At 65.6% G+C, this 13,574-nt stretch carries 8 protein-coding genes and 4 pseudogenes; 10 read left to right on the top strand and 2 right to left on the bottom strand.

Going from position 1 to position 13,574, the window contains the following annotated elements:
* Window positions 1–26 precede the first annotated feature (26 nt).
* Window positions 27–614, top strand: a complete 588-nt coding sequence (locus G4G31_RS17810) for a DUF6151 family protein (protein WP_182988769.1) — start codon at window positions 27–29, stop codon at window positions 612–614.
* Between the two features lie 467 nt (window positions 615–1,081).
* Window positions 1,082–2,074, top strand: coding sequence for a hypothetical protein (locus tag G4G31_RS17805; RefSeq protein ID WP_182988768.1), 993 nt, complete (start codon window positions 1,082–1,084; stop codon window positions 2,072–2,074).
* Between the two features lie 66 nt (window positions 2,075–2,140).
* On the opposite strand, the pseudogene G4G31_RS17800 reads toward G4G31_RS17805, so the two are convergent.
* A pseudogene (locus G4G31_RS17800) lies at window positions 2,141–2,972 on the bottom strand (metallophosphoesterase).
* 96 nt (window positions 2,973–3,068) lie between these two features.
* On the opposite strand from G4G31_RS17800, the pseudogene G4G31_RS17795 reads away from it, so the two are divergent.
* From G4G31_RS17795 to G4G31_RS17770, 7 genes and pseudogenes are all read left to right on the top strand, one after another.
* Window positions 3,069–3,914 (top strand): annotated as a pseudogene (locus G4G31_RS17795) (PAS domain-containing protein); the annotation flags it as partial.
* Window positions 3,806–4,252, top strand: a pseudogene (locus G4G31_RS29340) (hypothetical protein); the annotation flags it as partial. The pseudogenes G4G31_RS17795 and G4G31_RS29340, both read left to right, overlap by 109 nt.
* A gap of 15 nt (window positions 4,253–4,267) precedes the next feature.
* Complete coding sequence (locus tag G4G31_RS26655) at window positions 4,268–5,500, top strand: ATP-binding protein (protein WP_229425075.1); 1,233 nt, start codon at window positions 4,268–4,270, stop codon at window positions 5,498–5,500.
* A 112-nt stretch (window positions 5,501–5,612) separates the two neighbouring features.
* Window positions 5,613–7,915, top strand: a pseudogene (locus G4G31_RS17780) (FdhF/YdeP family oxidoreductase).
* Between the two features lie 87 nt (window positions 7,916–8,002).
* Window positions 8,003–8,368, top strand: coding sequence for a formate dehydrogenase accessory sulfurtransferase FdhD (locus tag G4G31_RS27695; RefSeq protein WP_267873676.1), 366 nt, complete (start codon window positions 8,003–8,005; stop codon window positions 8,366–8,368).
* Window positions 8,361–8,774: a formate dehydrogenase accessory sulfurtransferase FdhD gene (locus tag G4G31_RS27690; protein WP_267873625.1), complete on the top strand. Its 414-nt coding sequence runs from the start codon at window positions 8,361–8,363 to the stop codon at window positions 8,772–8,774. Before G4G31_RS27695 ends, G4G31_RS27690 begins: the two co-directional genes overlap by 8 nt.
* Before the next feature lie 164 nt (window positions 8,775–8,938).
* Window positions 8,939–9,202, top strand: a complete 264-nt coding sequence (locus G4G31_RS17770; protein WP_182988766.1) for a hypothetical protein — start codon at window positions 8,939–8,941, stop codon at window positions 9,200–9,202.
* A 560-nt stretch (window positions 9,203–9,762) separates the two neighbouring features.
* Here the strand turns inward: G4G31_RS17770 and G4G31_RS17765 are convergent.
* The gene (locus tag G4G31_RS17765) at window positions 9,763–10,614 is read right to left on the bottom strand and encodes a pyruvate, water dikinase regulatory protein (RefSeq protein WP_182988765.1); all 852 of its coding nucleotides are present in this window, start codon (window positions 10,612–10,614) and stop codon (window positions 9,763–9,765) included.
* Between the two features lie 337 nt (window positions 10,615–10,951).
* Between G4G31_RS17765 and ppsA the strand changes: the two genes are divergently transcribed.
* Window positions 10,952–13,306 (top strand): phosphoenolpyruvate synthase, encoded by a 2,355-nt coding sequence (gene ppsA / locus G4G31_RS17760; protein ID WP_229425630.1) that lies wholly within the window; start codon window positions 10,952–10,954, stop codon window positions 13,304–13,306.
* The last annotated feature ends 268 nt before the right edge of the window (window positions 13,307–13,574 follow it).

Genomic DNA, 13,574 nt, shown 5'->3' with positions numbered 1-13,574 from the left:
TTCGTTTCTTACTACCTGGGGTGCATATGGACATTCAGTTGCGGTGCAAGTGCGGCAAGCTGCGCGGAAGCGTGGACGCGAACAGGGTCGTGGCGCGGGCCGTGTGTTATTGCAGGGATTGCCAGGCCTTCGCGCGTTTCCTGAAGAAGGAGGGGGAGGTACTCGATGCGGCCGGTGGAACCGAGGTCGAGGCGACGCGGCCGTCAGGGGTGCGCCTGACGAGCGGGCTGGAGCACCTGGCGTGCATGTCGCTCAGTCCGCGCGGGATCTATCGCTGGTATGCGTCCTGCTGCGGGACACCGATCGGGAATACGCCGCGCGATGCGAAAGTGGCGTATGTCGGGCTGGTGCGGGCCTGCCTGATGGAAGCGCCCGAGGTGCTGGACCGGCAACTGGGGCGCAAGCGCTTCGCCGCGAATACGAAATCGGCGCACGGTCCCGTGCCATCGACGCCGCTCGGGCTCGCGCTGGCGGTGGTCAAGATCGGCAGCATGATCACGGCCGCGCGGCTCGGCGGCGGCTATCGCGACAATCCTTTCTTCGATGCGGGCGAGGCGCCGGTGCGGGTGCCGCGGGTGCTGTCGCGCGAGGAGCGGGCGGCGGTCACGCCCTAGGAGCGCGTGACAAAACCCAGTGCAGGTCCTGGCAGCAACACCATACACTGGGCGGTTTGAACGTCGCGCTACCGGTCCACGAGCAGTCGTTTGTGACTTAACAAGAATTGCTTGGTAGCCACGATCGCTATCGGTCGGCAGCAGTCGGTGACTCGACATTTTTTTCCAGCCCATGCCGGACATCACAGCATTCATTGACCGGGATCAGCCATCTCCCGAAGCCAGAATCGAGCGCATGCGACCCTGGGCCATTGTGCCAGGCAGCGTCCCGAATAGCCCAAATTTTGGCATTGTGACAATCCGTGGAATTTTTCTCAACAGGAGACTGCTATCCTTTGACGGCAGGGCGGTATCGGTCGCAATGAGGCTGTCAACTCCGCGCTTGAGGTTCGCCAGGTTCATGGCGCACCAGGAGGTCCGCCTGCAGCTTTTTCATCGTAAAACATTTGCCAGGAGAAAATCGTCGGATGTCCATCCTTTCTAGCCTCGGACTGACTCCCAAGGCAGCCGTCATCGACGACCTACCGCCGCCATCGATGAGCCAGTTGCTCAAGCATGTCATCGGCGGCAGCTACCAGGAAGCCGAACAGCTGCTGCTCTCCGCAAGCGACGAGGAGCGCGAGCGCCTGCTCCACACCTTCTCCCAGCGCGACGATGCGGTCGAGCTGGCGCAACAATGGGTGCAAAGCCGCAGCGGCTCGTCAATCGCACATACCCTGCTGGGCGCCAGCATGATCGGCAAGGCATGGAAGATTCGCGGCAGCGCCTATGGCAAGAACGTCGACCCGGCGGCCGTACAGCCGTTCTTTGACCTGATCAACGGCGCCCCGCAGCCGCTGCTCGAGGCAGCGCGCCTGGACGCGGTGGCGGCCGACCCTTTCGCCTGGCTGATCCTGGCGGAAGTGCGAAGAAGCGGCGATCGCGACCTGATCGACCAATACTTCGCACAGGCCACCGCACGCGTTCCCATGCACTGGCCGACGCATTACCGGTATTTCATGGTCACCACCGAGAAATGGGGCGGCAGCCACGAGAGGATGTTCCGCTTTGCCCAGGAAAGCGCGGAGCGGGCCCCTCGCGGCAGTGCGATCCACTTCCTGGTGGCCCTGGCATATTGCGAACACGCGCTGGCGCTGGGAGCGAATGCGGTCAAGCAGCTGCGCAACGCCTCGCACGCGGCCCGCGTCAGTACCGCGCTGTATGCCTGGCTCAACGCTACTCCTGCCACGCTCGAGGAGAAACTGCATCAGCCGCGCCACGGGTTCCGCGCTGTGGGCCTGAACCACTTTGCCGTGGCGTGCTACCTGTGCGGGGCAGGCAAGGAGGCCAGGGCGCTCGTCGCCGCGCTGGAGCGCAGCATCATGCCGGTACCCTGGGCCTGGATTGCAGACGGAAAGCGCGAAAGCATCCATCCGGGTTTTGTGCATGACCGGGTGCAGCGCGAATTGGCACGGGCTTGAGGAGCGCCGCCAGTACGGTCCACGTGCTGTTGAAACAACTACGTCAGATCCAGTCACGCAGCGGCGTCACAGCGTGATGACGAACTCCGGCTTGAACCCTTCCTGCTCGCCCTTGCTCAGGTAGCCGCGCGGATTGGCGACCACGCGGCAGGACCAGGGGCGGCCGTCCTCGCTGCCGCCCACCACGTAGTCGTGCGGACAGTGCAGGTGCCCGTGGATCCAGAGGTCGGCCAGGGGCAGCAGGCCGTCGAGCGCATTGCAAAAAGCCCGCCGTGCCCGGCGTGACGCCGTAGCGCGGGTCGGCGCTGCGCAGGGTGGGGGCGAAGTGGGTGACGGCCACCGTCGTGCCCTCGAATGGCTGCATGAGCGCGCCGCGCAACCAGTCCTGGCAGGCCAGGCCGATCTCGCGCAGGCTTTCCGCCAGCATGGGTTCGCCGCCGCGTAGTGTCGTGTTCTTGCTGAGGTAGTAGTTGGCGGCCCGGATCGCCTTGTTGCGCAGCTGTAGCTGCTTCGTCAGGTCGTGGCCGGCTGCCAGCGCATCGAAGTCCGACCACAGGGTGGTGCCGACGAAGCGCACGTTGCCGATGGTGACGACTTCCTGGTCGAGCCAGGTGATGCCGAGGCGATTGCACGTGGCGCGCAGGCGCAGCATGGTGGCGTCGAAATCGAGGCCGTCGAATTCGTGGTTGCCGGGAATGAACAGGACGCGGGCAGGGGAGGCGCCCGGGCGCAGCGGCGAAAAGCGCTCCAGGCCGAAGTCCTCGCCAGCCAGGCGCGAGCCTGCCTGGTAGGAGCCGATGTCGCCCGCCAGCACCACCACGTCGGTGTCGGGGGCGATGTCGGGCTCGAAATCGGGATAGCGTTCGAGGTGAAGGTCGGAAAAGAGCTGGATGCGCATAGCGGGGCAGTATACGGGAAGACGGCGGGGAAACTGCATTTCCTGCGCTCGCAGGACATTGTTACGGAACGGTGTTACCCATGCGACAATCCCGGGATGATGACATTATCGGATTATCAGGCGCTGTTCCGGGCCACGCCTTACCCCTACCTGGTGATGACGCCGGACCTGACCATCGTCGGTGCCAGCGGCGCCTACCTGCGTTCGGTCGGGCGCACCGAAGAGGACATCGTCGGCCGCTATGTCTTCGAGGCCTTCCCGGCCGAGGAATCGAACCTCGAGGCGACCAATATTTCCGAGGTCAAGGCCTCGCTGCTGCGCGCGCTGGCCAAGGGCGAGCCGGACACCACCGCCTTCGTGCGCTACGCCGTCGAAGTCGACACCCCGGCCGGCAAGAAGTACGAGGAGCGCTACTGGAGCACCGTGCACACCCCGGTGCTGGGCGCGGACGGCAAACCGGTGCTGGTGTTCCAGAACCCGGTCGATGTCACCGAACTGTACCGCTTTGACGAAGGCTCCCAGGTCGCTTCGCTGCAGCTGACGGCGCCGGGTGGCAGCAATGCCGAGAACTTCAGCCGGGCGCAGATGCACGAGGCGCTCTCGCGCATCCTCAACAACGAACGCGAGCACCTGCGCAGCCTGTTCAACCAGGCGCCCGGCTTCGTGGCGGTGCTGATGGGACCGAAACACGTCTTCGAGATGGTCAACGAGGCCTATTACCAGCTGGTCGGCCACCGCGAACTGGTCGGCAAGACGGTGTGGGAAGCCTTGCCCGAAGTCGCCGGACAGGGCTTCGAGGAGCACCTCGACCGGGTCTACCAGACCGGCGAAGCCTGGACGGTGCGCGCCATGCCGCTGGCGGTCCAGTACGAGCCGAACGGACCGCTCAGCCAGCGCTACATCGACCTGTCGTACGAGCCCTACAAGGACCAGTACGGCACCACCATCGGCATCTTCGCCCAGGGTTACGACGTGACCGACTCGGTGGAAGCCCAGAAGGCCAAGCGCGAGAGCGACGAGCGCCTGCGCGACGGGCTCGACGCCACCAAGATGGTGGTCTGGGACTGGGACCTGGACACGGGGGCACTGGAATACTCGGACAACGTGCCGACCGTGCTCGGCATCGCACCGGACCGGATGGGCGCCGTCGGCGTGCACATCCACCCCGAGGACCGCGAGCGCGTCGAGGCGGCGCATGCGCGCGCGCAATCAAGGGGGCCGGCAGCTACCAGGAGATCCTGCGCTTCATCCGCCCGGACACGGGCCGCCAGATCTGGGTCGACAGCCGCGGCAAGGTGCAGTTCGATGCCGAGGGCAAGCCGGTGCGCCTGCGCGGCGTGACGGTCGACGTCACCGAGCGCTACCAGGCCGAATTCGAACTGCGCGAATCGAACCGCAAGAAGGACGAGTTCCTCGCCATGCTCGCGCACGAGCTGCGCAATCCGCTGGCGCCGATCAGCACCGCCGCCGAGATGCTGCGCCTGACCGCCCCAAGCGACGCCCGCACCAGGAAAGCGAGCGAAGTCATCAGCCGCCAGGTCAAGCACATGACGGCCCTGGTCGACGACCTGCTGGACGTGTCGCGGGTGACGCGCGGCCTGGTCGACCTGGAGAAGGAACCGGTCGACATCAAGGCGGCGGTGGCCAGCGCCGTGGAACAGGCCCGTCCCCTGATCGAGGTGCGCCACCACCATCTGACGATCCGCACCGACGCCTCCCCGGCGACCGTGCTGGGCGACCGCACGCGCCTGGTGCAGGTGATCGCCAACCTCCTCAACAACGCGGCCAAGTACACGCCCCAGAACGGCGAGATCACGCTGGCCGTCGCGGTGCTGGAGAAGGGCGATGGCGGCGCAGGCGCGCGGGTAGAGATCAGCGTGGCCGACAATGGCATCGGCATCGAGCCCAAGCTGCTGCCGCAGATTTTCGAGCTGTTCACCCAGGCCGAGCGCACGCCCGACCGCGCGCAAGGGGGCCTCGGCATCGGCCTGGCGCTGGTGAAGACCCTGGTGGCGCTGCATGGCGGCAGCGTGGGCGCGGCCAGCGATGGCCCGGGCAGCGGCAGCACGTTTACGATCACGCTGCCCGCGATCGACGCCGCCCGCCTGGGCACGACGGCAAGCAGCATCGACCCGCAAGCGGCCAATGCCGTGCCGACCCGTATCATGATCGTCGACGACAATGTCGATGCCGCGGAGTCGCTGGCGGAGCTGCTGGGAGCGCAGGGCCACCGGGTCGAGGTGCACGCCCATCCGCGCGAGGCCATCGCGCGCGCGCGTGAAGCGCCACCCGAGGTCTTCATCCTCGACATCGGCCTGCCCGAGATGGACGGCTACGAACTGGCGCGCCGCCTGCGCGCGGACCCCGCCACCGGCGGCGCGCTGTTCATCGCGCTGACCGGCTATGGCCAGGCGCACGACCGTATCCTGTCGAAGTCGAGCGGCTTCGAACACCACTTCGTCAAGCCGATGGATACCGACCGGCTGGCGCAGGTGCTGGCGGGGGTGCGCGGGCGTTCGCGCCCCTGATGACGGCGCGTCCAGGCGCCAGTCTCCCTGCTGGACCGGTCTGCGTGCGCGAGCGAACGGTAGGACCGCGCAAGGACGGGTAGGCTGATCGCTCCATCACCAGGAGCGCGGCATGAGCAAGGATGCGGGAGACGTCAGGACGGGGTCGGCATCGATGCCGGCTGGAGGCTGGGGTTCGGTCAAGGAAGTAGCCGGCATCCTGTTCGACCAGCGGGTGCCGCTGAAGGACAGCCGCCTGCTGGCGCAGCAGAACAAGCCCGACGGCTTCGCCTGCGTCAGCTGCGCCTGGGCCAAGCCGGCCAATCCCCATCCCTTCGAATTCTGCGAAAGCGGCGCCAAGGCGACGGCCTGGGAAACCACCAGCAAGACCATCGGCCCGGACTTCTTCGAGCGCCACACGGTGACCGAGCTGGAGGCCTGGGGCGACCATGAGCTGGAAGACCAGGGCCGCCTGACGGTGCCCCTGCGCTGGGACGCCGCCAGCGACAGGTACCGCGAGGTCTCGTGGGGCACCGCGTTCGCCGAGATCGGCGCGGCCCTGCGTGCCTGCGCGCGCGACAAGGTCGTGTTCTACAGTTCCGGCCGCGCCTCGCTCGAGACTTCCTACATGTACGGCCTGCTGGCGCGCATGTACGGCAACAACAACCTGCCCGACAGCTCGAACATGTGCCACGAGAGCACCTCGGTGGCGCTGCAAAAGACCATCGGCGACGGCGTTGGCAGCGTCGTGCTGGATGACTTCGAGCAGACCGACTGCATCTTCTTCTTCGGCCAGAACGTGGGCGTGAACAGCCCGCGCATGCTGCACCAGCTGCAGGCGGCGCGCCGCCGCGGGGTGCCGGTCATCACCTTCAACCCCTGCGCGAGCGCGGCCTGGTGAGCTTCACCAACCCGCAGTCGCCCATCGAGATGCTGACTGGGCAGGAAACGCCGATCAGCACCCAGTACCACCAGGTCAAGCCGGGTGGCGACACGGCCGCGCTGATGGGGCTGTGCAAGGCGATCATCGCGCTCGACGACGCGGCGCTGGCGCTTGGCGGCGTGCGGGTGCTCGACACGGCCTTCATCGCCGAACACACGCGCGGTTTCGACGCCTTCGCGGCCGCAGTGCGCGCCTGCCCATGGGCCGACATCGAGCGCGAGTCGGGATTGAGACGCACCGCGTTGGAAGAAGCGGCGGATGTCCATGCGCGCGCGGGGCCGTCATGGGCATCTACGGCATGGGGCTGACCCAGCACCGCAACGGCGTGCAGAACGTGGCGATGGTGGTCAATTTGCTGCTCCTGCGCGGGAACATCGGCAGACCCGGCGCCGGCGTATGCCCGGTGCGCGGGCACTCGAACGTGCAGGGCCAGCGCACGGTGGGCATCACCGAGAAGCCCGAGCTGGCGCCGCTCGACAAGCTGAAGGAACAGTATGGCTTCGAGCCGCCGCGCGAGCCCGGCATGAACACGGTGGAAAGCTGCGAAGCCATCCTGGCGCGCCAGGTGCCGGCCTTTATCGCCCTGGGCGGCAACTTCCTGCGCGCGGTGCCGGAAACAGCCTTGATGGAAGCGGCCTGGCGCGAGATCCCGCTGACGGTGCAGATCTCGACCAAGCTCAATCGCAACCACGTCATCCACGGCAAGGCTTCCTACATCCTGCCCTGTCTCGGCCGCATCGAGGTCGACCGCCAGCTGGCCGGCGAGCAGGCCGTCACGGTGGAAGACAGCACCGCCTGCATCCACGGTTCGCGCGGCATGGCCGAACCGGCGTCGCGTCAGCTGCTGTCGGAGCCGGCGATTGTCGCCGGCATCGCCGAGGCCACGCTGGCGCGCAACCCGCGCCTGGACTGGCGCGCCTGGGTGGCCGACTATGGCCGCATCCGCGACGCCATCGGCGAGACCTATCCCGACATCTTCCACGACTTCAACGCGCGCATGTGGACGCCCGGCGGCTTTCGCCGTCCGCTGGGCGCGCCGCGGCGCCAATGGAAGACCGAGAGCGGCAAGGCCGAATTCACCGTGCCCGAAGGCTTGCCCGGCAACCCCGACCTGGAAGGGGCGCCCGCGACCATGCGCCTCTTCACCGTGCGCAGCGACGGCCAGTTCAACACGACCGTCTACAGCTACGACGACCGCTTCCGCGGCGTGCGCGGCAGCCGCATGGTGGTCTTCATGGCACGCGCCGACATGGCCAGGCGCGCACTTGCCGAAGGCGACCTCGTCACCCTGCGCTGCGCCAGCGAGGACGGCGTCGAACGCCGCGTGGCCGGCCTGGCCGTCGTGCCCTACGATATCCCCGAGGGCTGCATTGCCGGCTACTTCCCCGAGTGTAATCCGCTGATCCCGCTCTGGCACCACGCGAAGGGAAAGCAAGGTGCCGGCGGCGAAGGCGATCGACGTGTTCGTCGATCGCGGGAGGAAGCCGCGATGAAGGCGCACGACGCTTTCCCCGGCGTCGGCCGGTCCGCCCCCCGCGGCGACGCAGCGCGTGGCCGCCGTTCGCTTCGATGGCGCGGCCGTGCGTGACGCCATCGAACTGGTGGCCGAGGAGGTACCGGTCGCGCTCAGCTACAACGGCATCACCCAGGCCGTGATGCTGGCCTCGCCGCTCGACCTGGAAGACTTTGCGCTCGGCTTCACGCTGGGCGAGCGCATCGTGCGTAGCGCCGCCGACGTCTACGACATCGAGGTGGAAGAGGGCGAACGCGGCATCGCCATCGAGCTGCGCATCGCCGCCGGCGCCATGGCACGCTTCAAGCGCGCGCGCCTGGCACGGGTCGGCAACACCGGCTGCGGCCTGTGCGGCGTGGACAGCCTGGCGTATTTCGGGGGAGGAGGCCTGCGACGTCGAGGAGCGCCCGGCGCCGCCCGCGCAGGTGTTTGAAGCGGCCGCGCTGCAGCGCGCAATGCTTGACATGGCGGCGCGCCAGCAGCTGCATGGCTTGACGGGCGCCGTCCACGCCGCCGGCTGGGCCGACAGCGACGGCAAGCTGCTGTGCGTGCGCGAAGACGTCGGCCGCCACAACGCGCTCGACAAGCTCGTGGGCGCGCTGGCACGCGCCAGCATACCCCGCGACGGATTCGCCGTCGTCACCAGCCGTGCCAGCTACGAGATGGTACTGAAGGCCGCGCGCGCCGGTTTCCCCCTGCTGGCCGCCATCTCGGCGCCGACCGCGCTGGCCATCCAGATGGCCGATGCCGCCGGACTCACGCTGGCCGGTTTCGTCCGTGGCGGCAAGCATGTGGTCTACAGCGGGCCGCAGCGCCTGCAATGCCGGGGTCAGGTCTGACATTCGGACACGGGCTCGACTGAGTACTCCAGTGCAATGCCGGGGTCAGGTCTGACATTCGGACACGGGCTCGACTGAGTACTCCTGCGCATCGATCCGCTGCCGCGCCGAGCGGTTGTCGGCCTCGGCTAAAATGACGGTTTCGAGAAGATAAGGACACGACGATGAAAAAGACCGACCTGGCAAAGAGCGACGCCAAGAAGCTGATGAACCAGATGGGCGCGCGCGGCGCTGCGTTCGGGGGCGCCGCGGCAAGCCCGGTGGACCGCCGCGAACAGCGCGAGCGCGAACGTGCCGCCGGCCTGGTGCCGTTCGCGGTCAAGCTCGAGGGCGAGCTGGTCAAGCAGCTGCAGGCGCTGGCAACCGAGCGCGGCGTGGACATGAATGCGCTTACAGCCGAGCTGCTGCGCAAGGGCATGGCGGGCTGAGGCCAGCCCAACACGGCCAGCCTTTACGGCACCCGGCGCTCCAGCGTCCAGTTCTTCCCGCCATCGGCCGAGCTGTGGAATCGGCCGTCGGCGCTGGCGTAGCCGAGGCTCAGCAGGCGGTGTGGAAACGGCGGGAGTCCTGCACCCAGGTCCAGTTGCGGCCGGTGTCACCGGTGCGCCACGGCAGGCGCCCAGGGCATACCGGCGATACAGCAGCTGCGGGCCTGCGCAAATTGAAACGAGGATTCTAGAAAGAAGTTGCAAAAATACTTAAATTGTCACCGGCACGCTCGGCAAAACTGCAAGAAAGGCCAGAGCAAAAGCTGGGGTCAGGTCTGACATTTGGACACGAGCACAGCCGCAAGCTGGTCTCGAGGAAGAGCTGTATCTGGACGGGGCCACGCCACCCATGAAAGCTGGTTCAAAGATGAGCCCGTGTCCAAATGTCAGACCTGACCCCCCGCGTTGCTTGTATCTGGACGGGGCCACGCCACCCCTGAACGCTGGTTCAAAGATGAGCCCGTGTCCAAATGTCAGACCTGACCCCAGCCTTGCTTGTGCTAGTACTCGCGCCGATCCGGTTTGATCTCCTGCAGGATCGTCGTCGCGATTTCCTCGATCGACTTGGTCGTCGAGGAGAGCCAGCGGATGCCCTCGCGCTTCATCATCTGCTCCGCCTCGTTGACCTCGTAGCGGCAGTTCTCGATCGACGCATATTTACTGCCGGCGCGGCGTTCGTTGCGGATTTCCGTCAGGCGTTCCGGCGTGATGGTCAGCCCGAACAGCTTGTGCTTGAACGGCGGCAGGGACGATGGCAGCTTGCCGCGTTCGAAGTCGTCGGGGATGAGCGGGTAGTTCGCCGCCTTGATCCCGTACTGCATCGCAAGATACAGCGAGGTCGGCGTCTTGCCCGAGCGCGACACGCCCACCAGGATGACGTCGGCCTCGGCCAGGTTCTTGTGCGACTGGCCATCGTCGTGCGCGAGCGAAAAGTTAATCGCCTCGATGCGGTTCTTGTATTCCTCGGAGTCGACGATGTTGTGGATGCGGCCGATCGTGTGGGTCGACTTCACGCCGAGTTCCATCTCCAGCGGCGCGACGAAGGTCTGGAACAGGTCCATGTGCATGCCGTTGGCGGCGCGGATCACGCCCGACAGGTCGTGCTTGACCAGCGTCGAGAACACGATCGGTCGCTGCTTGCCGTCGGCGTTATAGACCTCGTTGATGCGGCGGGCGGCGTCGCGTGCCTTTTCCAGCGTGTCGGTAAATGGAATGCGGATCTGGCGGAAACGCATCTCGAACTGGCTGAGCACCGCGTGGCCGAAGGTTTCCGCGGTAATGCCGGTTCCGTCGGAGACGAAAAACACGGTGCGCGTGGGTGGAGGAAGCGGAGGGCGGGCATCGTGCGTCATGGTATTTTTTTAAGCAATGCTGTCAGGTTTGCAGTGTTGTGCGCTGTGAAACCGGGGCGCCCGGGGTAGAATGCTCGGCAACGGTTTTTTGCATTGTGCTGCACGGCGAACAGAATAACAAGAAAACGCGCCGCGCCCCACGAAGCAGGAATCTCGCCGAACCGTCGCGAGCCGGGCCTTGCAACACCCTGGGTAACGCGTTGTCGGTTGGTCGAGATCCCGAAAAGGTTTCCATCATCAGAAGGGTGTTTTTACCATGACTAACCTGTCCAACGCAGCATTGCAGGAACCCGAACAAGGCACGGGTGTGTACGTCGCCGCGTTCGAAAACCTGCGCATGACCGATGTCGAATCAGTCGGCGGCAAGAATGCCTCGCTCGGCGAAATGATCAGCCAGTTGGCCAGCGCCGGCGTGCGCGTGCCGACCGGCTTCGCCACCACGGCGCAAGCTTTCCGCGACTTCCTCGAGCACTCGGTCGACGGCGGCCCATCGCTGGCAAGCCGCATCGCTACCCGCCTCGAGGGCCTTGACATCGACGACGTGCGCTCGCTGGCGCTTGCTGGCGCCGAGATCCGCCAGTGGATCGTCGAAACTCCGTTCCAGCCGCGCCTGGAAGCCGAAATCCGCAGCTATTACGAACGCCTGGTGGCCGACTCGGTCGCCGAGATGTCGTTTGCCGTGCGCTCCTCGGCCACCGCCGAAGACTTGCCGGACGCATCCTTCGCCGGCCAGCAGGAAACCTTCCTGAACGTGGTCGGCATCGACAATATCCTGGAAGCGATGAAGCACGTCTTCGCGTCGCTCTACAACGACCGCGCAATCTCCTACCGCGTCCACAAAGGCTTCACCCACGCCGAGGTCGCGCTGTCGGCCGGCGTGCAGCGCATGGTCCGTTCGGACCTGGGCGCGGCCGGCGTCATGTTCACCATCGACACCGAATCGGGCTTCAAGGACGTCGTCTTCATCACCTCCAGCTACGGCCTGGGCGAAACGGTGGTGCAGGGCGCGGTCAATCCGGACGAGTTCTACGTCCACAAGCCGATGCTGGCACAGGGCAAGAAGCCGGTCATCCGCCGCAACATCGGCTCGAAACTGATCAAGATGGAATTCACCCAGGAGGCCAAGGCTGGCCGTTCGGTGAAGACCGTCGACGTACCGATCGAGATGCGCAACCGCTACTCGCTGACCGACGAAGAAGTGGTGGAACTGGCGAAATACGCCGTTATCATCGAGAACCACTACGGCCGCCCGATGGACATCGAGTGGGGCAAGGACGGCCGCGACGGCAAGCTCTTCATCCTGCAGGCGCGTCCGGAAACCGTAAAATCGCAGCAAAAGGCCACCGACGCCCAGCAGCGTTTCTCTTTGAAAGGCACCGGCACCGTGCTGACGCAAGGCCGCGCCATCGGCCAGAAGATCGGCGCCGGCCCGGTGCGCGTGATTACCGACCCGTCGGAAATGGAACGCGTGCAGCCGGGCGACGTGCTGGTGGCCGACATGACCGACCCGAACTGGGAACCGGTCATGAAGCGCGCCTCGGCCATCGTCACCAACCGCGGCGGCCGTACCTGCCACGCGGCCATCATCGCCCGTGAACTGGGCGTGCCGGCCGTTGTCGGCTGCGGCGACGCCACCGAAGTGCTGAAAGACGGTACCTTTGTCACCGTGTCCTGCGCCGAAGGCGACGAAGGCAAGATCTACGACGGCCTGCTGGAAACCGAGATCACCGAAGTCTCGCGCGGCGAACTGCCACCGATCAATACCAAGATCATGCTCAACGTCGGCAACCCGCAGCTGGCTTTCGACTTCCAGTCGGTGCCGAACGGCGGCGTGGGCCTGGCGCGCCTGGAATTCATCATCAACAACAACATCGGCGTACACCCGAAGGCCATCCTCGAGTACCCAAACATCGATGCCGACCTGAAGAAGGCGGTGGAATCGGTCGCTAGAGGCCACGCGTCGCCAAAAGCCTTCTACGTCGACAAGCTCGCCGAAGGCGTGGCGACGATTGCCGCCGCCTTCTGGCCGAAACCGGTCATCGTGCGCCTGTCCGACTTCAAGTCGAACGAGTACAAGAAGCTGATCGGCGGGTCGCGCTACGAGCCGGACGAAGAAAACCCGATGCTGGGCTTCCGCGGCGCCGCCCGCTACCTGGCCGAAGACTTCGCCGAAGCCTTCGAAATGGAATGCCTCGCGATGAAGCGGGTGCGCGAAGAAATGGGACTGACTAACGTCGAGCTGATGATTCCATTCGTGCGCACCCTGGGCCAGGCCGAGAAAGTCATCGCGCTGCTGGCGAAATATGGCCTGAAGCGCGGCGAAAACGGCCTGCGCGTCATCATGATGTGCGAAGTGCCGTCGAACGCGATCCTGGCCGAGCGCTTCCTCGAGCATTTCGACGGCTTCTCGATCGGCTCGAACGACCTGACCCAGCTGACCCTGGGCCTGGACCGCGATTCCGGCATGCCGCTCCTGGCCGCCGATTTCGACGAGAGCGACCCGGCCGTGAAAGCCATGCTCTCGCTGGCCATCAAGGCTTGCCGCGACCAGGGCAAATACATCGGCATCTGCGGGCAGGGACCGTCGGACAATCCGGACTTCGCCGTCTGGCTGATGGAGCAGGGCATCGAGTCGATGTCGCTCAATCCGGATTCGGTGATCGAGACCTGGCAGAAGCTGGCGTCGATGTAAGTACGACAGACGCGTGCGGCGAAGGCCGCGCAGTTGGATACTCAAACCCCGTTGCCTTTGAGGCGGCGGGGTTTTGTTTTTCCGGCATAGCACTGCAATGATAGGTGCAAGGTGACCGTGCTGAGCAGGTGCGAGCGTCGACTGAACCCAGGCATAGACCGCTTGCCGCAGCACGAGGTCTATCGAAACTAATGTGCAGTTCGATTGGAGCGCATTCCTACCTAGGTGGACGCCAGAGGCGCTCCATGTTAGAAACAGGGTGTAAATA

It is taken from the genome of Massilia sp. Se16.2.3, assembly GCF_014171595.1.
GTDB lineage: Bacteria > Pseudomonadota > Gammaproteobacteria > Burkholderiales > Burkholderiaceae_D > Telluria.
This window is presented reverse-complemented; position numbering and strand designations above follow the sequence as displayed.

What these genes read in the sequence shown, in the direction of transcription:
- G4G31_RS17765 (WP_182988765.1), bottom strand. Translation starts at nt 10,614, where the DNA reads ATGACGCACGATGCCCGCCCTCCGCTTCCTCCACCCACGCGCACCGTG.
- G4G31_RS17810 (WP_182988769.1), top strand. Translation starts at nt 27, where the DNA reads ATGGACATTCAGTTGCGGTGCAAGTGCGGCAAGCTGCGCGGAAGCGTG.
- ppsA (WP_229425630.1), top strand. Translation starts at nt 10,952, where the DNA reads ATGACCGATGTCGAATCAGTCGGCGGCAAGAATGCCTCGCTCGGCGAA.
- G4G31_RS17770 (WP_182988766.1), top strand. Translation starts at nt 8,939, where the DNA reads ATGAAAAAGACCGACCTGGCAAAGAGCGACGCCAAGAAGCTGATGAAC.
- G4G31_RS17805 (WP_182988768.1), top strand. Translation starts at nt 1,082, where the DNA reads ATGTCCATCCTTTCTAGCCTCGGACTGACTCCCAAGGCAGCCGTCATC.